The organism is Candidatus Chryseobacterium colombiense, assembly GCA_029203185.1.
Lineage (GTDB): Bacteria > Bacteroidota > Bacteroidia > Flavobacteriales > Weeksellaceae > Chryseobacterium > Chryseobacterium colombiense.
The window spans coordinates 3,435,828-3,456,346 of sequence record CP119310.1 but is presented as its reverse complement, the minus strand read 5'-3'; the positions used below and the strand labels follow the sequence as shown (position 1 = coordinate 3,456,346).

At 34.7% G+C, this 20,519-nt stretch carries 14 protein-coding genes, 1 pseudogene and 1 riboswitch; of the genes and pseudogenes, 3 read left to right on the top strand and 12 right to left on the bottom strand.

The window, feature by feature from the left end; all coding sequences use genetic code 11:
- Positions 1 to 117 precede the first annotated feature (117 nt).
- The 4 genes from P0Y62_15655 to folE form a co-directional block, all read right to left on the bottom strand.
- Complete coding sequence (locus tag P0Y62_15655; protein WEK69271.1) at positions 118 to 1,284, bottom strand: T9SS type A sorting domain-containing protein; 1,167 nt, start codon at positions 1,282 to 1,284, stop codon at positions 118 to 120.
- A 163-nt stretch (positions 1,285 to 1,447) separates the two neighbouring features.
- Positions 1,448 to 2,914 carry a cysteine--tRNA ligase gene (gene cysS, locus P0Y62_15650; protein ID WEK69270.1) on the bottom strand — a complete coding sequence of 489 codons (1,467 nt, stop codon included), beginning with the start codon at positions 2,912 to 2,914 and terminating at the stop codon, positions 1,448 to 1,450.
- A gap of 151 nt (positions 2,915 to 3,065) precedes the next feature.
- A complete protein-coding gene (locus tag P0Y62_15645) occupies positions 3,066 to 3,497 on the bottom strand; it encodes a DinB family protein (GenBank protein ID WEK69269.1) in 432 nt (143 codons plus the stop codon).
- 10 nt (positions 3,498 to 3,507) lie between these two features.
- Positions 3,508 to 4,176 (bottom strand): GTP cyclohydrolase I FolE, encoded by a 669-nt coding sequence (gene folE / locus P0Y62_15640; GenBank protein WEK69268.1) that lies wholly within the window; start codon positions 4,174 to 4,176, stop codon positions 3,508 to 3,510.
- Between the two features lie 98 nt (positions 4,177 to 4,274).
- On the opposite strand from folE, the gene P0Y62_15635 reads away from it, so the two are divergent.
- Positions 4,275 to 5,432: a hypothetical protein gene (locus tag P0Y62_15635; protein ID WEK69267.1), complete on the top strand. Its 1,158-nt coding sequence runs from the start codon at positions 4,275 to 4,277 to the stop codon at positions 5,430 to 5,432.
- 112 nt (positions 5,433 to 5,544) lie between these two features.
- A complete protein-coding gene (locus P0Y62_15630; protein ID WEK69266.1) occupies positions 5,545 to 6,228 on the top strand; it encodes a hypothetical protein in 684 nt (227 codons plus the stop codon).
- 39 nt (positions 6,229 to 6,267) lie between these two features.
- On the opposite strand, the gene metF is transcribed toward P0Y62_15630, so the two are convergent.
- The 5 genes and pseudogenes from metF to P0Y62_15605 form a co-directional block, all read right to left on the bottom strand.
- Positions 6,268 to 7,227: a methylenetetrahydrofolate reductase [NAD(P)H] gene (gene metF / locus P0Y62_15625; protein ID WEK69265.1), complete on the bottom strand. Its 960-nt coding sequence runs from the start codon at positions 7,225 to 7,227 to the stop codon at positions 6,268 to 6,270.
- A 52-nt stretch (positions 7,228 to 7,279) separates the two neighbouring features.
- Entirely contained in the window at positions 7,280 to 9,946 is a 2,667-nt protein-coding gene (gene metH / locus P0Y62_15620) for a methionine synthase (protein ID WEK69264.1), read from the bottom strand.
- A gap of 99 nt (positions 9,947 to 10,045) precedes the next feature.
- On the bottom strand, positions 10,046 to 11,056 hold the full coding sequence (locus P0Y62_15615; protein WEK69263.1) for a homocysteine S-methyltransferase family protein: 1,011 nt from the start codon (positions 11,054 to 11,056) through the stop codon (positions 10,046 to 10,048).
- A gap of 69 nt (positions 11,057 to 11,125) precedes the next feature.
- Positions 11,126 to 12,286: an O-succinylhomoserine sulfhydrylase gene (locus tag P0Y62_15610; GenBank protein ID WEK69262.1), complete on the bottom strand. Its 1,161-nt coding sequence runs from the start codon at positions 12,284 to 12,286 to the stop codon at positions 11,126 to 11,128.
- Positions 12,287 to 12,408: 122 nt separating this feature from the next.
- Positions 12,409 to 14,888 (bottom strand): annotated as a pseudogene (locus P0Y62_15605) (alpha/beta fold hydrolase).
- 59 nt (positions 14,889 to 14,947) lie between these two features.
- Positions 14,948 to 15,056: riboswitch (SAM riboswitch) on the bottom strand.
- Between the two features lie 186 nt (positions 15,057 to 15,242).
- On the opposite strand from P0Y62_15605, the gene P0Y62_15600 reads away from it, so the two are divergent.
- On the top strand, positions 15,243 to 17,855 hold the full coding sequence (locus P0Y62_15600; GenBank protein WEK69261.1) for a glucosidase: 2,613 nt from the start codon (positions 15,243 to 15,245) through the stop codon (positions 17,853 to 17,855).
- Positions 17,856 to 17,921: 66 nt separating this feature from the next.
- Here the strand turns inward: P0Y62_15600 and P0Y62_15595 are convergent, their stop codons facing one another.
- The 3 genes from P0Y62_15595 to P0Y62_15585 are packed head-to-tail and all read right to left on the bottom strand — an operon-like array spanning position 17,922 to position 20,422.
- Positions 17,922 to 18,347, bottom strand: coding sequence for an OsmC family protein (locus tag P0Y62_15595; protein WEK69260.1), 426 nt, complete (start codon positions 18,345 to 18,347; stop codon positions 17,922 to 17,924).
- Between the two features lie 3 nt (positions 18,348 to 18,350).
- A complete protein-coding gene (locus tag P0Y62_15590; GenBank protein WEK69259.1) occupies positions 18,351 to 19,058 on the bottom strand; it encodes a hypothetical protein in 708 nt (235 codons plus the stop codon).
- Between the two features lie 41 nt (positions 19,059 to 19,099).
- Complete coding sequence (locus P0Y62_15585) at positions 19,100 to 20,422, bottom strand: DUF58 domain-containing protein (protein WEK69258.1); 1,323 nt, start codon at positions 20,420 to 20,422, stop codon at positions 19,100 to 19,102.
- Between the last annotated feature and the right edge of the window lie 97 nt (positions 20,423 to 20,519).

Sequence of the window (20,519 nt, the reverse complement as noted above, 5' to 3'; positions counted from 1 at the left end):
TTTTTATAAAAGTACATTATAATCTCTAAAAATAAAATTTATTGAATATCAAATATTCATTAAAAAAACCTTCTCAAAATGCTTGAAAAGGTTTTTAAGTAGTAGCAAAGTTAAAGATTATTCTGTAACTAAAATTTTCTTATTCAATAATACTTTTCCTGATTCATTGATAATATTTACAAGATAAGCTCCACTTACCAGATTTTTAAGATAAACCTGCTGATTTAAAGAGCCATCTTTTACTGTTAGTTTTTGCTTCATCACAGACTTTCCTGACAAATCAAAAACAGTCATTGTGAGTATTCCTTTTACCGATTTATCATTAACGTTTACTGTAATATACTGCTCTTCAACACGGGTTGGATAAATATCAAGATTTGCCGATAAATTAGCTAAAGCATTTCTGTCATTAGCAAAATATTTACTTGCAAGATCATAAATATGCAGATTCTGTTCTCCTGCAATTTGTTTTGCCTGCAAATTTTTCAGATCAACTTCGTAAAGAGCAGCTCCTTTTGCACTTGCAATAACCACTCTTCCCTGAGAATTGACAGCAGCACCATTTACTGAATAATTTTCCGGAATTCCCGAAATTTTGCCTACAAATGTTGCTTTCAGTTCTTTAGTAGAAACTTTGAAGACATTTCCTGCAGCAGAAAAAACATAAAAATTGTTTTCTGCATCTGCAATCATATCTCCTCCAAATCCGGTTTCCAACATGGTAAACGAATTCTTACCATTGGAAATATCATCTTTAATGATTCCCAGATCATTAACTGTATATTGATTTCCTTTTCTGCTAATTTGCAAAAACTGAGTTCCGGAATTATTGATTGCATAGATATTTCCGTCATATCCAGCTGTCATTCTCGTAATATGAGAATTGATATCGCAGGAAGTTACTCTTGCCACATTATTTTCCACCAATGTAATTTCTTTTGTTTTAGCATTTAAAACGTAAATATTAGAAGAAAACATAGGCATATATATCAAATTGTTGTTGAGAGCATCGTATGCTAATGTTGCAATTGAAGCTGTCTGGGAACTATTATACGTATTTTTATCTTCCGTAACTACTCCATTTCTTCCTTGTGAAAATACCTTAGCAGTAGAAGTTTCTGTAAATATTTGTTCTCCTGAAATTCCGTTTGCTGCATCAATTGCACGAAAATCATTGAAAACAATATTGGGCGAATCTTTTCCGACAAGTGCAAAAAAATCTTGTTGGGCAGAGGCATTAGCACCTATCATTAATAAAAATAAAGGGAATAGATGTTTTTTCATAGTATATAAATTTTGTTTTTAATCATTTTAGTATGACTAAGTTACATAATTTATAGATTGCATTAAAAAAAATTATCTAACTGTCATTCTGACGAATGAAGAATGACAATAAAAAAACTCCCACAAAATTGTGAGAGTTATGATATATTCTATTTTTAAAATATTAATTCAGAACATAGGAAGTTCCGTCCCTTCCGTCCTTCAGTTCAATTCCTTCAGCAAGCAATCTATCTCTGATCTGGTCTGAAAGTTCGAAGTTTTTAGATTTCCTTGCCTGATTTCTTAGTTCAATTAAAACCTGTAAAGTCTGATCAAGCTTCTCATTATTATTCTCTTCAATAGCCTGTAGTCCTAAAACATCAAAAACAAGAGCATTTAAAGTTGATTTCAACTCCTCTAAATCTTTAGTTGAAATAGTTTCTTTAGCATCATTTAAAGCGAAAATATACTTTACTGCTTCAAATAAGTGAGCAATGAGAACAGGTGAATTGAAATCATCCGTTAAAGCATCATATGCCTTATTCTTCCATTCTTCAAAACTGAAACCGGATTGTTTCTCATCATTCGGAGCGATTGAGTTCAACACTTTAATGGCTTCCATTAATCTGATAAAGCCTTTTTCACTGGCCAGCATTGCATCATTAGAAATATCCAAAACACTTCTGTAATGAGCCTGCAGAAAGCAAAAACGGACAATCGACGGATGAAAAGGCTTTTCAAAGAAATCATTTTCACCGGTAACTAATTGCATCGGCAAAATATAATTTCCTGTTGACTTGCTCATACGCTGAGAATTCATTGTCAGCATATTGGCATGCATCCAGTAATTTACAGGAGCAGTGTCATTGCAAGCTTTTCCCTGAGCAATTTCACATTCGTGGTGAGGGAATTTTAAATCCATTCCTCCTCCGTGGATATCGAAAGTTTCTCCTAAATATTTTGTGCTCATCGCCGTACATTCAAGATGCCATCCCGGGAAACCTTCTCCCCAAGGCGAATTCCATCTCATAATGTGCGCCGGCGAAGCTTTTTTCCAAAGCGCAAAATCCTGTGGATTTTTCTTTTCTCCCTGACCGTCTAAGTCACGGGTATTGGCGAAAAGTTCTTCAATATTTCTTTTTGAAAGTTCACCGTAGTTCAACCCTCTTCTGTTATATTCTAATACGTCGAAATACACAGAACCATTGCTTTCGTAGGCAAATCCTCTTTCAATTAATTTTTGGGTTAATTCAATTTGTTCAACGATATGACCGGTTGCAGTCGGTTCAATATTCGGTGGCAATAAATTGAACAGATCTAAGACTTTATGAAAATCTACTGTGTATTTTTGTACGATTTCCATCGGTTCCAATTTTTCAAGGCGGGTTTGCTTAACGAATCGATCGTTATTGACATCTCCGTCATCGGTAAGGTGACCTGCATCAGTGATATTTCTTACATATCTTACTTTGTAACCCAGATGCATCAAGCTCCTGTATATAAAATCGAAGGAAAGAAAAGTTCTTACGTTTCCTAAATGAACATTGCTGTACACAGTAGGTCCACAGACGTACATCCCAACATTTCCTTCTAAAATGGGTTTAAATATTTCTTTTTCGCCAGTAAGCGAGTTGTATATTTTTAATTGCATTGATTTAAATTAAAAGATTTAATGATTTATAAATTTAGTTTAAAGTTTAATAATTAAAAGAACATGGTCTTTTAACAATAGCATTTACAGCAACAACAAATAATGGTTGTTACAAAAATCTTATCTGAAACCTTTTTAAATTTTATCATTATTAAATTGCTTTTAAATGATGTTGTAAGTGATCAATATAATCATTGATGATGTACTCCAGTGTGAATATCTTAGTTTCTGTCTTTGTCATATCACAAGTTCTTTGCAGATCTTCATCAGGGATATTTTCAACAACATTTACAATCTGAAGATTTAAAAATTTCCAAAGATTAATAATATCTGAAGTAGAAACATTCTGATAATTCTGCGCCCTCACCCAAAAATTCTGATCATAGACAATATTCTCATTTTCTTTATACTGAGTAATTACAAATCTTCTGATATTTGATAAAGCACTATCACAAAGATGGCCTAAAATTTCTTTTCTGGACCATTTTTCAGGAGAAATTTTAGCAGACCATTCTTCTTCTGAAATATTTCCGAATCTACTAAGTTCATCATTTACGATATTCTTAAGAATCTGATAGTCCATATTTTTTTAATTAATAATCCAATTTTGCATGGCTTCCTACATAATGTAAGAATTCCTGTCTTGTAATCGGATTGGTTCTGAAAATACCGCTCAATTCCGCCGTAATAGTAGAGCTTGCCGTATCTTTAATTCCCCTGCAATTTACGCAAAGATGTTTTGCATCAATAATACATGCGACATCTTTTGTTCCCAACGCTTCTTTTAAAGCATCTACAATCTGCATTGTCAATCTTTCCTGAACTTGTGGTCTTTTTGCGTAATAATCAACAATTCTGTTGATTTTTGAAAGTCCGATCACTTCACCATTCGAAATGTACGCAACATGTGCTCTTCCGATAATTGGTAAAAAGTGATGCTCACAGAAAGAGTATACCGTAATGTCTTTTTCCACCAACATCTGGCGGTATTTGTATTTGTTTGAAAATGTAGAAATTCCCGGCTTGTTTTCAGGAAGAAGTCCTCCGAAAATTTCATTCACATACATCTTTGCAACACGTTTCGGGGAGTCTTTCAATGAATCATCGGTCATATCCAGACCTAATGTTTGCATGATTTCTCCAAAAAGCTCCGTAATTTTTTCTATCTTCTCTTCTGGTGATTTATCAAAAGCATCTTTCCTTATAGGCGTATGTTCTTTTCCAGTGAAAATATCATCGTCGTTATCAGTAAAATCAACCATTTTTTATTTAATTTGCACAAAAATACGGATAAAATCTGTTCGTCATATTTAATTTGGTCGAAAAACATTATCTTTCATCTCCACCCTCATTTTAGGCTATGATTATTGTTGAAGAAGTACAAAATAAAACCCAGAAAAAGGAATTTTTAGAATTTCCAGCAAGATTTTATCAACATGACAAAAACTACATAAGACCAAGAAATATCGATATTGAAGATATTTTCAATCCTGAAAAAAATAAGTTCTTTAAAAATGGAGAATGTGTAAGATTTTTATTTAAAAATAAAGACAATGAAACAATAGGAAAAGTTGCGGTTTTCATTAATAACAACTACGAACAGAACCAACCCACCGGTGGATTGGGATTTTTTGATTGCATTAATAATCAGGAAACTGCAAATTTTATTTTTGATCATTGTAAAAACTGGCTTCAGCAAAGAGGAATGCAAGCTATGGATGGTCCCATTAATTTTGGAGAACGAGATAAATTCTGGGGACTTGTGATTGAAGGATATATTGAACCTTTATTCGGCATGAATTATAATTTCCCTTATTATAAAGAGCTTTTTGAAAACTATGGTTTCAAAATTTATTTTGAACAACTTTGCTTTTCAAGACCTATTTTTGCCGAAGTTTCAAGAGTTTTCACTGTAATGCATGCAAAATACAGTAAGAATCCTGATATTTCTGCAAAACCAATGACAAAAAATAATCTAGAAAAATTCGCTAAAGATTTTACAGAGATTTATAACAAAGCATGGGCATCGCATGGTGAAGGAAAATGTTTAGATGAAGCAAAGACATTGAAAATGTTCAACACCATGAAACCTATTATTAATGAACATATTTCCTGGTTCGTGTATGAAAAAGAAAAGCCAATTGCAATGTGGATGAATCTTCCGGATACCAATCAATGGCTGAAATATTTAAACGGAAAATTCGGGATCTGGGAAAAACTTAAGTTTCTTTGGATCAAAAGACGTAAGAAAAACGAGAAAATGGTAGGAATTGTTTTTGGTGTCGTTCCCGAATGGCAAAAGAAAGGAATCGAAGGATATATGATTTGGGAAGGAACCCAACATTTGAGACAATACACAGATTTTAAAGTCACGGAAATGCAGTGGATTGGTGATTTCAATCCTAAGATGATAAAAATTGCGGAGAATCTGGATACAACGATAACACGAAAATTAGCGACTTATCGTTATTTGTTTGATAGGGATAAGGAGTTTGAAAGACATCCTATTCTTTTCTAGAAAAAATTAGTAATATAAGATTTCACAAGCGCTACAATAAAAATATGTTAAACCCAAATAAACTTATAATAATTGATTTTAATTTGTAAATTTGTTATATTAAATTAAAAAAATGAAAAAAATATTTTTTAGTATACTTTTATCTGCTTCTTGTTATACATTTGCTCAAGATGCTGGATTAGTTTTAAGTAGAGGAGATTTTGCTGACGGCAGCACTTTTTCAAATAGAATAAGATCAAAAACAGGAAAAGACTTGACATATGAGGACGTTACAGGCTCTCCATATTCAAATGTTAACTTTTTAAGTGCAAAAATTGCGGATAATTATGAAAAAACACCTGTAAGATATAATAGCTATACTGATCAAATAGAGTTTCAAAGAGATAACAAAGTAATGATCCTCCCGGAAGAAACACAATTTTCAAGAATAGAAATTATTTCTCCCAAACAAACATTAGTACTTCTAGATACAAAGGATGATTTGAGTGGATATTTTTTTGAAATTGTAAAAGGTAAATACTCTCTTTATAAAAAACAGGAAACGAAATTTATTGATGCAGAACCGGCTTCCAATAGCTATACAAGTGAAAAGCCAGCCTATTTCAAACAATCTGATCCTGTTTATTACATCAGTATCAATGATTCATACATTAAAAATCCTAAAAATCAAAAAGAAATTTTAGCACAATTTTCTGATAAAAAAGATGCCTTAGGTAGTTTTTTTAAAGAAAACAAGATAAAGTTCAATAAAGAAGAAGATTTAAAAAAACTAGTTACTTTTTTAAATCAAAACTAAAATAAATGCCTTGTAAATTACAAGGCATTTATTTTAGTTTTAAAACAATTCTCCAGCAACTCTTTTTATGTTATCACTTTTCCCCATTGAGTAAAAATGTAACACAGGAACTCCAAAATCCAGCAATTCTTTACACTGATTGATTGCCCATTCAATCCCGATCTGCTTCACCGCTTCATTATTTTTGGCATTTTCAACCTCATTGATTAATTCTTCCGGTAAATCAATTTTAAAAATCTGAGGGAGGATTTTCAAATGTTTTTTTGTCGCGATTGGTTTAATTCCAGGAATAATAGGAACTGTAATTCCCATTTCTCGCGCTTTTGTTACAAACTCAATGTATTTCTTGTTGTCAAAGAACATTTGGGTTACAATATAATCTGCTCCTGCATCCACTTTTTGTTTCAGCCATTTCAGATCATAATTCATAGAAGGCGCTTCCATATGTTTCTCCGGATAGCCCGCAACTCCGATGCAGAATTTATTATGTTCATCACAAATTTCATCCTGATTGTGCAGGTATTTTCCTCTTCCCAAATCATTAATCTGATGCACTAAATCCATTGCACTTGCATGTCCCCCATTGGTAGGTTCAAAATACTGATGTCCTTTCATCGCATCACCTCTTAAAGCCATTACATTATCAATTCCAAGGTACATACAGTCTACCAAAAGATATTCTGTTTCTTCCTTTGTAAAACCTCCACACAGCAAATGAGGAACCGTATCCACATTGTATTTATGCTGAATAGCCGCACAAATTCCTAATGTTCCGGGACGCATTCTTGTAATACGGCGTTCCATCAAACCATTTCCTTTGTCAATGTAAATATATTCTTCTCGGGAAGTTGTCACATCGATAAATGGTGGTTTAAATTCCATCAAAGGGTCAATATTCCTATATAGGTCTTCAATTCCAATTCCTTTTTGGGGTGGAACAACTTCTAGAGAAAAAAGTGTTTTGCCATTGGCATTTTTTATATGGTCGGTAATTTTCATTTAAATATTATTAATATATTCTTTATATATTTTAGTTATTATAATTCCGTATTTAAATTCCATCTGCTAAATTAGGTGACAGCCATTTCTTCGCTTCCTGTAAAGAAATTCCTTTTCTCTCTGCATAATCTTTCAACTGGTCTTCTGCAATTTTTCCTAAACCAAAATATTTAGCGTGCGGACTTCCGAAATAATACCCAGAAACCGAAGCCGTTGGAAACATCGCTAAACTTTCTGTTAAATACACGCCGATATTTTCTTCAACTTTCAAAAGATTCCAGATCGCATGTTTTTCCAAGTGATCAGGACAAGCTGGATAACCTGGAGCAGGACGGATTCCTTTATATTTTTCGGCAATCAATTCTTCATTAGTTAAGTTTTCCTGATTAGCGTAACCCCAATATTCCGTTCTTACTTTTTTATGTAAAAATTCTGCATACGCTTCTGCAAACCGGTCTGCCAAAGCTTTTACCATAATTGCATTATAATCATCATTCGCTTTTTCATATTCTTCTGCCAATTCATCGGTTCCGAAACCTGTTGTTACGCAAAAAGCTCCCATATAATCAGTCTTTCCTGAACTTTGCGGAGCAATAAAATCACTTAAAGCCAGATAATCTTTGCCTTTAGAACGTTGAGCCTGTTGTCTTAACGTTAAGAATTTCACTTGTTGTTCATTATTTTCATCGAAGATTAAAATATCATCGTTTTCAGTAGAATTGGCTTTAAAAATTCCAAAAATAGCTTTTGCCGTTAATAATTTTTCGTCTAGAATTCGCTTTAAAATAACCTGCGCATCTTTGAATAATTCCTTTGCCTGAGTTCCTACAACCTCATCCTCTAAAATATTCGGATATTTTCCATGCAGATCCCAGCTTCTGAAAAACGGTGACCAGTCGATGAAAGGCAATAATTCTCTTAAATCCTGATTTTCAACAACGGTAATTCCTAATTGATTGGGTGTAAAGATTTCTTCATTTTCCCAGTCGATTTTAAATTTATTCTGTCTGGCTTCTTCAATAGAAACATAGTCTTTTTCCACCTGTCTGTTGAGAAACTTTTCTCTGAATTCCGAATAGTCATTTTTTAAATCCTCAACATATTCTTTATTTCTGTCACCTAATAATGAACTTACCACATTTACCGCTCTGGAAGCATCATTGACGTGAACAACTGCATTTTTATATTTTAAATCGATTTTCACAGCAGTGTGCGCCTTTGAAGTTGTTGCACCTCCTATTAATAAAGGAAAATCTAAATTCTGCCTTTCTAATTCTGAAGCGATATAAACCATTTCGTCTAAGCTCGGAGTAATTAATCCGCTAAGACCAATAACATCCACTTTTTCTTCAATCGCCGTCTGAATGATTTTTTCAGCAGGAACCATCACTCCCAAATCAACGATTTCGTAGTTGTTACAACCTAAAACTACACTCACAATATTTTTACCAATGTCATGAACATCGCCTTTTACAGTTGCCATCAGAATTTTTCCATTGGCTGGCTTTGAACCGTCCTTTTCAGCTTCAATAAATGGCTGTAAGTAAGCCACCGCTTTTTTCATTACCCTTGCCGATTTTACAACTTGTGGCAAGAACATTTTCCCGCTTCCGAATAAATCACCCACAACGCCCATTCCGGTCATTAAATTAATTTCAATAACGTGAAGTGGTTTTGCAGCCTGCTGTCTTGCTTCTTCAACATCTTCTTCGATAAAACGATCGATTCCCTTTACCAAAGCATGAGTAATTCTATCCTGTAATGGTTTTGTTCTCCATTCCAGATCTTCTACTTTTTCTTTTTTGACCGATTTATGCTTTTCAGAATAATCAAGAAGTCGCTCTGTTGCATCTTCTCTTTTATCAAGAATTACATCTTCAACAAGTTCAAGAAGTTCTTTATTAATTTCATCATAAACCTCCAACATCGCAGGATTTACGATTCCCATATTCATTCCCGCCTGAATTGCGTGATATAAGAAGACTGAATGCATCGCTTCTCTCACCGTATCATTTCCACGAAATGAAAACGAAACATTGGATACTCCTCCACTTACAGATGCATAAGGCAAATTTTGGCGAACCCATCTCGTCGCTTCAATGAAGTCGATTGCATTTCTTCGGTGTTCATCCATTCCCGTTGCAACCGGAAAAATATTTAAATCAAAAATAATATCTTCTGCAGGGAAGTTCAGTTGATTAACTAAAATATCATAGGAACGTTTTGAAATCTCAATTCTACGGTCATAGGTATCGGCTTGTCCCAACTCATCAAATGCCATAACAATCACTGCAGCTCCATATCTTTTGATTGCTTTTGCCTGTTTGATAAATTCTTCTTCACCGCCTTTTAAGCTGATAGAATTCACTACACATTTTCCCTGGGCAACCTGCAATCCAGCTTCCAGTATTTCCCATTTTGAAGAATCGACCATGATCGGGATTCTTGCGATGTCCGGTTCGGAAGCAATTAAATTTAAAAATTTAATCATAGAAGCTTTTCCATCAATCAATCCATCATCGAAATTGACATCAAGGATCTGCGCACCGCCTTCAACCTGATGGCGTGCAATATCCAGTGCTTCCGCAAATTTTTCTTCTTTTATTAACCTTAAAAATTTCTTTGAACCGGCAACATTCGTTCTTTCACCAACATTGATGAAATTACTTTCCGGCGTAATAATCAAAGGCTCGAGCCCCGATAATCTTAAATATTTCATAGTTTAATTTACCAATGTATCAATGTAACAGTGTAACAGTGTATTAATGTAGCAGTTTACCAATAGATTCTTTAAAAAGATTGTTACCTTGATAAATTATTATATTGTTACACTAACCTTCCTCGGTTCGTATTTTTCGACCAAATCTGCAATTGCTTTAATATGATCCGGTGTCGTTCCGCAACAACCTCCAATAATATTAATAAGTCCTTTTTCTACATATTCTTTAATCTGACCTGCCATATCTTCCGGCGTTTCGTCATATTTCCCGAAAGCATTGGGAAGACCTGCATTCGGATATGCTGAAACATTGAATTCTGAATTGTGAGCCAACGTTTCCAAATAAGGTGTCAGTTGGTTTGCTCCCAAAGCGCAGTTGAAACCGACGCTTAATAAATTCAAATGGGAAACAGAGATTAAAAATGCTTCTGCGGTTTGTCCGCTCAATGTTCTTCCTGAAGCATCGGTAATGGTTCCTGAAACCATGATTGGAATTTTGATTCCTCTTTCGTCCTGAATTTCATCAATCGCAAACAATGCTGCTTTTGCATTTAAGGTATCAAAAATGGTTTCTACTAAAAGAATATCTGATCCGCCATCTAATAAAGCTTCACATTGCTGTTTGTAAGCCACTCTCAGTTCTTCAAATGTAATGGCTCTGTAACCCGGATCGTTTACATCCGGACTTAAGCTTGCTGTTCTGTTAGTCGGACCAATAGAACCTGCTACAAATCTTGGTTTATCAGGATTTTGCAATGTGAATTCATCACAAACTTTTCTCGCAATTTTTGCAGATTCATAGTTCAATTCATACACTAAATCTTCCATGTGGTAATCTGCCATCGCAATCGTTGTTCCTGAAAAGGTATTGGTTTCAAGAATATCTGCTCCTGCTTCCAAGTATTTTCTGTGAACCTCTTCAATCGCCTGAGGCTGCGTTAATGACAACAAATCATTGTTTCCTTTTACCGGATGTTCCCAATCTTTGAAACGTTCACCACGATAATCTTCTTCCTCGAATTTATATCGCTGAAGCATGGTTCCCATGGCTCCGTCGAGAATTAAAATTCTCTCGGATAATGCTTTGTATAGTTGTTCTGAATTTTTCATTGTATGTTTCGGCTAAAGCCATTTTGTATTTTATTATTTTAAAACGGGCTAAAGCCCGCTCCTATTGAATTATCCAAGCGCCTGCTTCAAATCCGCAATAATATCATCCACATTTTCCAACCCTACTGAACAACGAACCAAACCTGCCGTAATTCCAACCTCATTTCTTTCTTCATCTGACAGTTTAGAATGCGTTGTAGAAGCAGGATGCGTAACAATCGTTCTTGTATCTCCAAGATTTGCGGAGAGTGAACACATTTTGATGTTGTCTAAAAAGTTTCTTCCGCCTTCAATTCCTCCTTTGATTTCAAATGCTACGATGTTTCCACCTAATTTCATTTGCTTTTTAGCAATTTCATAGCTTGGATGAGAAGGAAGGAAAGGATATTTTACCAGTTCCACATTCGGATGGCTTTCTAAAAATTCAGCCACTTTTAAAGCATTTTCGCAATGTTTTTCAACACGGATTGCTAATATTTCTAAACTTTTTGACAACACCCATGCATTGAAAGGTGACATTGCTGGTCCTGTATTTCTTGCGAAAAGGTAAATTTCTCGAATCAAATCTTCTCTTCCCACTGCTACTCCACCCAAAACACGACCTTGTCCGTCAATTAATTTTGTAGCGGAATGAACCACGATATCTGCACCGTATTTGATCGGCTGTTGCAAATAAGGAGTTGCAAAACAGTTATCTACAATGAAAATTAAATTGTGCTTCTTGGCAATCTGTCCGAAAAATTCTAAATCCAATACCTCTATTGCAGGATTGGTTGGTGTTTCCAGATATAAAATTTTAGTATTCGGCTGAATATATTTTTCTACGTTTTCAGCATCTTCTGCTTTGAAGTATGTTGTTTCGATATTCCATTTTGGGAAATATTTGGTGAACAAAGTGTGTGTCGAACCAAAAACCGACTGGCAGCTTACAATATGATCTCCTGCATTTAACAAAGTAGCAAAAGTTGAATAAATAGCTGCCATTCCAGTTGCGAAAGCATATCCTGCTTCTGCACCTTCCATTTTGGCAATTTTATCTGTGAATTCCGTTACATTCGGATTTGAAAACCGGCTGTAAAGGTTTTTTGGTTTTTCTTCTGCAAAGCTCGCTCTCATATCTTCCGCATCCTTAAAAATAAAGCTGGACGTAAGATATAAAGGTGTTGAATGTTCGTCAAACTGAGTTCTTTCAGTTTGGGTTCTTATTGCGAAGGTTTCAAAATTTTCCATAAAGTTTTAAATTGTAGTAATGATGAGTGTAGCAATATAATAATGAGATGCTTCGACAAGCTCAGCATGACAATGATAAAAAATATTGATCAACTGCAACATTATTAAATTGTTATATTAATTTATTTTTTTTCACTTAGTCTTAAAATGTCTCCGAAAACTCCTCTTGCCGTTACTTTTGCTCCGGCTCCGGCTCCCATGATGACAATTGGGTTTTCACCATAGCTTTCGGTATAAATTTCGAAGATTGAATCTGAACCTTTCAGCTGTCCTAAAGCAGAAGTTGCAGGCACAGAAACCAATTTTACGTCAAGCTCTCCTTTTTCTTTTTGCAAGTCTCCGTGTAAATCTCCAACGTATCTCAACACATGGCCCGATTCCTGATTATCTTTAATTTTCTGGTATTCTTCATCCAGTTCTTCCAATCTTGAAAGGAATTCCGATTTTGAAACTGAAAGCAGGCTTTCAGGAACCAAATTTTGAATATTGATATCTTCAAATTCGTTGATCAGATCTAATTCTCTTGCCAAAATCAATAGTTTTCTCGCTACATCATTTCCAGACAGATCTTCTCTCGGATCCGGTTCAGTGTACCCTTTCTCCAGTGCTTCATTGATAATGGTTGAAAATTTATCGTTTCTTAAAGAAAAATTATTGAAAACATAGCTCAGTGTTCCTGAGAAAACGCCTTTAATTCTTGTAATATTTTCTCCTGAAAGGTGTAATAATTTTATCGTATCAATTAATGGCAAGCCAGCTCCAACATTGGTTTCGTACAGGTACTGTTTTTTATTTTTCTCCAATGCTTTTCTTAAACTTCTATAGTTTGCGATAGGAAGTGTATTGTAGATTTTATTGGAGGAAACAATATCAAAACCATTATCTACAAACACATCGTAATGTTTTACAAAGTCTTTACTGGCCGTATTATCTACCATCACCAGATTTTCCAGATGGTGTTCTTTCGCATAATTGATGAGTCCTTCTACGCTAGATTCCGTTTGGGAATAATTTACTTTCTGTCTCCAGTCGCTTCCAAAACCACCTTTGTTTAAAGCCATTTTTTTGGAATTGGCAATGGCAACGATTTTAAGCTGTAATCTTTTTCTAGTTAAAATATCATGTGAAGAATCTAAGATCTGCTCTACCAAAGTCCCTCCTACATTTCCGTGCCCGATTAAAGCTAAATGTACCACTTTCGGTTTTCCATAGATCTCCGTTTCTATGATATTTTTTGTAATCTCCGTTTGGTTATCCGTCACCACTATATTTACTCTTCCTGCCGATGCGATTTGATTCAACAGCAAGGGGAAGATCTTGTTTCTTTGAAGTTCGGAAAGGATTTTATTGTAATTTTCAGATACAAATCCGATCACCGCTACATTGTTGATATTGTAGATATTACTTACCGCTCCTTTTGCTTTTTCATTTTTAAATTCTTCAGTAAGAACACGTACTGCATCTTCCGCATCATTTTCATCTACCAAAACAGAAATTCCGTTCTCAATCGCCTGTTGAGAAATCACTCCTACACTTATCCCTGCATCATTTAGTACTCGGAAAATTCTGGAATCTACCCCAATCTGTCCAAGGAAGTCTTTTCCCTCAAAATTTACCAATGCTTTGTTTCGATAGATGTTTATAATATCTGATGTTGTCATATTTTCAGAATAGGTTTTATTATATTATTTAGTTGTTTATACTCCATTAAAAAGGCATCGTGCCCATGAATTGATTGTATCTCGTGATAGAAAACATTTTCCTTTTTTGTTTTCAGCTTTTCAAAGCACATTCGAATCTCTGATGCCGGAAAAAACAAATCTGTATCTACTGAGATCAGGTGTATTCGTGCTTCTATTTTTTCCAGTTTCTGTTCATCAGCATTAATATTCATCAGTAAATGGTTCATCAGCTTATATGATTTTAAACTAAATCTTCCGTTTAATGAATTCCCATGATAAATGAGCCAGTCTTCTGACTCTAATCGCTGTTTTTCCTGATTATATTTGTTTTGAAATCTGTCATTTAAAGATTCTGGTGTTCTGTAACAAAGCATGGCATGAATTCTAGCTTTCTGTAAAGGCTCATCATTCTGATTTAATAAGAATTTCTGAACAAGACATTGTGCGTGAAGCCAGTCATGGGTTTTAAAATCGCAGGCAATAGGAATAAAAATTTCGGCCAAGTGTGGATTTTTCACCAGCATTTCCCAACCGATTCCTCCTCCCAAAGAACCTCCAATAATGGCGTATACACTTTTAATATGTAATACTTCAAGACCTTTTAAAAAGATATTGGCAATATCTGAAGGCGTGAAATCTTCGTATTCATCAATAAAAAAATCATCGTAACCGTTTCCGGGAATATTGAAACACAGAACTGTATAGATATTCGTATCAATGACCTGACCTTCTCCAATCAATTGTTTCCACCATCCTTTTTCGCCTGAAACATTGGAATTTCCGGTTAAAGCGTGATTAACTAAAATGATCGGTGCTGAAAACAAGTCTTTTCCGAAAAGCTGGTAGCTCAACGGGATATTGCATTCCTTATTGGAATTTGTACGGTACGAAAGATCAATATAGTTTAGTTCTGTTTTCAATTCTATTAAATTTAATACAATTGAAAATGCCACAGGAAATGGCTGAAAAGAACTTCAGTAAGTTATCTGTCCAAAAATAAATTTGGTAGAACGTAGCACCTTCTTTGCTTTCACAAAGGGTTGCTAAGGTTTCACAGGGTCTAATCCCTCAACCTTTCTTGATAACATTTTCAATATTTGAATGAACGAATGGTGCAAAGGTATAACATTTCTTTTATATATTAAAATAAATTATTTTAAAGCTTAGAAACCTCATTAAATAAAGGCTTACCTGTGAATATTAAATTTTATTCAGATTCCGGATGTTGGAATTTTTTCTCAAAAAAACTACCTTCGTATTGAAAAATGCTGAGTATGATTGCTGAAAAACAAAGATTAAAAGATACCAACTGGAAAAACTGGGGTCCCTATGTAAGCAACCGACAATGGGGAAATGTACGTGAAGACTACAGCTCCAACGGTGATGCATGGAATTTCGCCAATCATGACGCTGCAGAAAGTTATGCGTACCGTTGGGGAGAGGAAGGAATTGCCGGAATCTCTGATGTAAAGCAGCTTTTCTGTTTTGCCTTTTCTTTCTGGAACAAAAAAGACCGAATCGTAAAAGAACGTCTTTTCGGATTGAGCAATCCTGAAGGAAATCACGGGGAAGATATCAAAGAAATTTTTTATTATCTGGATAATACACCTACTCACAGCTATATGAAGATGGTGTATAAATATCCTATCAATGCCTTTCCGTATGATAAAATCCGTTCAGAGAATGCTAAGAGAAGCAAAAAGGAAACTGAATACGAAATTATTGATACCGGAATTTTCGATAAGGATGAATACTTCGATATCTTCATTGAATATGCCAAAGCGGATCATAATGATATTTTAGTAAGAATCACGGTTTGTAACAGAAGTGAGATCAGCGCTCCGATCGTCATTGCGCCAACAGTCTGGTTCAGAAATAACTGGAAATGGGGATACAACACCTATAAAGCTCAATTAAATGCAGCGAATGACGGAAGTATCAGTATCAATCATGACAGTATTTCCATTAAAAAGTTTTATTCAAGAAACAATAATGTGCAAAGCGTGTTTTGTGAAAACGAAACCAACAATCCGAAATTATATGGAGCACCTTATCCCGGAAATACTTATTTCAAAGATGGAATTAACGATCATATCGTCTATGGCAGCAATACTGTAAATCCTGAAAAAACAGGAACGAAAGCTTCATTCCTACTCGATGAAACGATTGAAGCTGGAGCCTCTAAAACTTTTGATTTCAGACTCTCACCAAATAACCTGGACGAACCTTTTGACCGATTTGATGAAATATTTGCCCAGAGAGTAGATGAAGCCAATGAATTTTATGATGAAATTCAGAGCGATGTTGTAGATGATGATGAAAAAAATGTACAGAGACAGGCTTTTGCAGGTCTGCTCTGGAACAAACAGTTTTATCATTACAATGTCGGGAAATGGCTGAAAGGCGATCCTAATTTTGATGCTCCGAGAGATTTCAGCAATTATGTAAGAAACACGGAATGGAATCACATGCATAATAAGGACATTATTTCTATGCCCGATAAGTGGGAATATCCATGGTATGCAACTTGGGATCTGGCATTTCACTGTGTTCCTTTTTCCATTATTGATGCCGAATTTGCAAAAGGGCAGCTTCTTTTGCTGACGAAGGAATGGTATATGCATCCGAACGGACAGCTTCCTGCTTATGAATGGAATTTAAGTGACGTAAACCCACCTGTTCATGCATGGTCTTGTTTCCGTGTTTTTAAAATTGATGAAAAGCAAAATGGAAAACCCGACCTTTTATTCTTGGAAAAAGTTTTCCAGAAACTTCTTCTGAATTTCACATGGTGGGTGAATAGAAAAGATAAAAACGGTAAAAATATTTTCGGAGGAGGTTTTCTGGGCTTGGATAATATTGGTGCTTTTGACCGTAATATGGTTTTAAAAGACGGACAACATCTGGAGCAAGCCGATGGAACAAGCTGGATGGCAATGTACGCTTTAAACATGATGCGAATTGCTATGGAACTCGCTCAGTATTACCAGGTGTACGAAGATATGGCCATCAAATTCTTTGAGCACTATCTTTATATTGCTGAAGCGATGGAAAATCTGGGTGAAGGAACAAAAGGTCTCTGGAATGAAGAAGACGGTTTCTTCTATGACGTTCTTCAGCTTGGAAATGGTGACAGTGTTTCTTTAAGATTAAGAAGTATTGTGGGATTGATTCCATTGTTTGCGGTAGAAATTGTTGATCATAAATTACTGGAAAATATGCCCAACTTCACCGCGAGAATGGATTGGATCCTAAAAAATAAGCCTGAACTGACCAAGCTTGTTTCCCACTGGGACGAGGAAGGACAGGGAAGAAAACACCTCATGAGTATTCTCCGTAAAAACAGATTGTCAAAGGTTTTAACAAGAATGCTTGACGAAAAGGAATTTTTAAGTACGTATGGAATTCGTGCCATGTCGAAAGTATATGAAGAAAATCCATTTGTTTTCTCGGTACATGGTGTTGAAAATGTAGTCTATTATACGCCTGCAGAAAGTGACAGCAGAATGTTTGGCGGAAACAGCAACTGGAGAGGTCCGATATGGTTTCCTATCAATTTCCTGATTGTGGAAAGTTTACAGCGTTTTCATTATTATTACGGAAACAGCCTCAAAGTAGAACTTCCGACCGGAAGCGGAGACAAAAGGAATCTTGATGAAGTTGCCCAGAATATAAGCCACAGATTATGTTCTATTTTCTTAAAGGATAGTAGCGGACAGCGTCCTTTCAATGGAGGAAATGCGAAGTTTAATTTTGACGAAAACTTCAGAGATTATATCACCTTTTTTGAATATTTCCATGGTGATAATGGCCGTGGTGTAGGTGCATCACATCAGACAGGGTGGACTGCAACAGTTGCGAAATTATTGAAACCGAGATTAATGTAAATAAATAAGGGTATTAGAACCGAACATAATGTTCAAATTCTAATACCCTAAAATATTAATAATCTTCTAATTAGTAACCTGCTCGCCGTTTACAAAAACTTCATATCCTATTTCTACATTAGGTTCTAAGGTTTTAGAAACAGAGCAGTATTTTTCGAAAGATAATTGCGCTGCCTTCAATGCTTTTTTAGGATCAATATTTCCCTCTAATAAAAATTTCACTTTAATCGCTTTGAATGGTTTTGCGTCTTCAACAGGAACACGCTCTCCTTCAACCTCAGCTTTAAAACCAGTAATTTCCTGTCTTTGTTTTTTCAGGATAGAAACTACGTCAATTCCGCTACATCCAGCAACGGCCATCAAAACACTTTCCATAGGAGAAACTCCTTTTGCTCCGGGCTGAGAAGTATTATCCAGTAAAATTGAATTCCCCTGTGAGTTGGTACATTCAAATAAAAAATCGTCGTTGATTCTGTTAAGTGTTATTTTCATTGCTTATTTAATATTATTTTCTTTTTTCCAAATTTCTATTTCTTGTGGGTGCTCTTCATCATTTGGATAATGTTTTTTTACAAATTCAAATTGTTTTGGTGTTAATAAAACAATTCTTCCGTCATTTTTACATGATATTGGATAAAATCTTTCTTCGCTTTTTTGAGCCGATAATTCAGAATTTAACATCTTTATAAAATTCACGTAAGCAATTCCCCAATCTAATTTCCCAAAATTACTTTCAAATGCAATATATTCCCTTCCGTTAAGTTTAATTGTATGTTTCCAATATTTGTCTGTTTGAATGCTTTTTCCATTAGAATAATTTAGTTCTAAACCTAATTTTTCAAAAACGGGCTTTACTATTTTTAAATAATTAACTAATCCTCCGATTTCAAAAAGTTCTTCACCATCAACAAAATAAAAACGATTATCCACAAAGTTCAATGTTTCCCCACGTAAATCCCCTTCAAAGAAATTATGTTCATTGTAAGACTCTTCTAATACCCTTTTCTCTTCATCCACCTCAGATTCCTGTGTTAAGTTAAAGAAATTCAGTTTATCCAATTCTTCTACGATTTGTTTTCCATTAAGATTTGTTCTATGATTCTTTATAAAAGTTTCATTCTCTATTTTAGAGATGTTACTTTGAGATTTAGAATCACAGCTATGCATTAAAAAAATAAATACGAAAAGACAATATTGTTTCATTTATTTTAATTTGAAATTAATTTAAAAACAACACTTTAAATTTACAAAATCCCTCTCGCTTTTATCTCAAGATACTTATTGATCACATCGATATTTAAGTTTTCGGGAAGCGTATATACTGAGTAAATCCCATATTTTCTGAGCTCCTGAATAATTAATTTTTTCTCGAACTCAAATTTCTCAGCAACAATTTCATCATAGATCTCCTGCATATTTTCAGGGTTTTTATGCATCAATGTCTGTATTTCTGAATTTTTAAAGAAAACAACAACTAGCAAATGGTTTTTAGCAATCCCACGAAGATATTTCAGCTGCCTGTTGAGTCCATCCAATGTTTCAAAATTGGTAAACAGTAACACTAAACTTCTTTGGTTAAGAGAAAACTTTACATCTTGATACAGCCTGTTGAAATCGCTTTCAAAAAAATCTGTTTTAACGTTATATAGAGCTTCAGAAATTTTCTTGAGCTGTCCGGATTTATTATCTGCGGCAACCCTGTTTTCAGTCTTTTTAGAAAAAGTCATCATTCCTGCACGGTCTCCTTTTTTCAGGATAATATGAGATAAAGCCATCGTTGCATTGATAGAATAATCCAAAAGGCTTAATCCGTTAAATGGCATTTTCATCGTTCTTCCTTTATCGATCAGCATAAAAATACGCTGTGCCTTTTCGTCCTGAAACTGATTTACCATCAATCGATTGGCTTTGGAAGTGGCTTTCCAGTTAATGGTTCTTACATCATCTCCGGGAACATATTCTTTGATCTGCTCAAATTCCATCGTGTGTCCCAGTTTCCTTATTTTTTTTATTCCCCCCAATAAAAACTCGTTTTGAAGCGCCATCAATTCATATTTTCTCAAATGAATAAATGAAGGATAGGAAGGTAACATGGCATCTTTTTGAAAGGTAAATCTTTTGGCAACCAATCCTAACGGGGAAGAAACAAAAATATTTAAAGCTCCAAAGCTGTATTCCCCTCTTTCTTTAGGTTCTAAAATGTATTCAAAAAATGAATTTCTGCCTGCTTCAATACTCTTTTCAATCATGAAATCTCTTTTCTGAAACTGAAAAGGGATCTCATCGATGACTTTTACATGAATTTTAAATCCGTAATTGTTTTTAATATCAACTTTCACAGGATTTTCATCACCATTGGATAATTTCTCCGGCAATATTCTCTGCGACTGAACTCCTTCCTTTCTGTTAAAAACAAACAAATAGTCTACCATCACCGCCAGAAAAATGATCAACAGCAAAGCATGCGCAACCATTATCAGAAAAGGGAAGAAAAATGCAAAAACATAGATAATCCCCACTCCGATGAGCGCAAAGAAAAAGCGTGTATTGATGTATAGATTTTTCATTGTTTTCAGGTTGCAGGTCTTAGATTTTAGAAATTAAAAGTCATGGAACCTATTAATTTAATTTTTCAAAAATTTATAAATCTTGATTCTCAATTTT

What these genes read in the sequence shown, in the direction of transcription:
- P0Y62_15600 (WEK69261.1), top strand. Translation starts at nt 15,243, where the DNA reads ATGATTGCTGAAAAACAAAGATTAAAAGATACCAACTGGAAAAACTGG.
- folE (WEK69268.1), bottom strand. Translation starts at nt 4,176, where the DNA reads ATGGTTGATTTTACTGATAACGACGATGATATTTTCACTGGAAAAGAA.
- P0Y62_15645 (WEK69269.1), bottom strand. Translation starts at nt 3,497, where the DNA reads ATGGACTATCAGATTCTTAAGAATATCGTAAATGATGAACTTAGTAGA.
- cysS (WEK69270.1), bottom strand. Translation starts at nt 2,914, where the DNA reads ATGCAATTAAAAATATACAACTCGCTTACTGGCGAAAAAGAAATATTT.
- P0Y62_15635 (WEK69267.1), top strand. Translation starts at nt 4,275, where the DNA reads ATGATTATTGTTGAAGAAGTACAAAATAAAACCCAGAAAAAGGAATTT.
- P0Y62_15595 (WEK69260.1), bottom strand. Translation starts at nt 18,347, where the DNA reads ATGAAAATAACACTTAACAGAATCAACGACGATTTTTTATTTGAATGT.
- P0Y62_15590 (WEK69259.1), bottom strand. Translation starts at nt 19,058, where the DNA reads ATGAAACAATATTGTCTTTTCGTATTTATTTTTTTAATGCATAGCTGT.
- P0Y62_15615 (WEK69263.1), bottom strand. Translation starts at nt 11,056, where the DNA reads ATGAAAAATTCAGAACAACTATACAAAGCATTATCCGAGAGAATTTTA.
- metH (WEK69264.1), bottom strand. Translation starts at nt 9,946, where the DNA reads ATGAAATATTTAAGATTATCGGGGCTCGAGCCTTTGATTATTACGCCG.
- metF (WEK69265.1), bottom strand. Translation starts at nt 7,227, where the DNA reads ATGAAAATTACCGACCATATAAAAAATGCCAATGGCAAAACACTTTTT.
- P0Y62_15655 (WEK69271.1), bottom strand. Translation starts at nt 1,284, where the DNA reads ATGAAAAAACATCTATTCCCTTTATTTTTATTAATGATAGGTGCTAAT.
- P0Y62_15630 (WEK69266.1), top strand. Translation starts at nt 5,545, where the DNA reads ATGAAAAAAATATTTTTTAGTATACTTTTATCTGCTTCTTGTTATACA.
- P0Y62_15610 (WEK69262.1), bottom strand. Translation starts at nt 12,286, where the DNA reads ATGGAAAATTTTGAAACCTTCGCAATAAGAACCCAAACTGAAAGAACT.
- P0Y62_15585 (WEK69258.1), bottom strand. Translation starts at nt 20,422, where the DNA reads ATGAAAAATCTATACATCAATACACGCTTTTTCTTTGCGCTCATCGGA.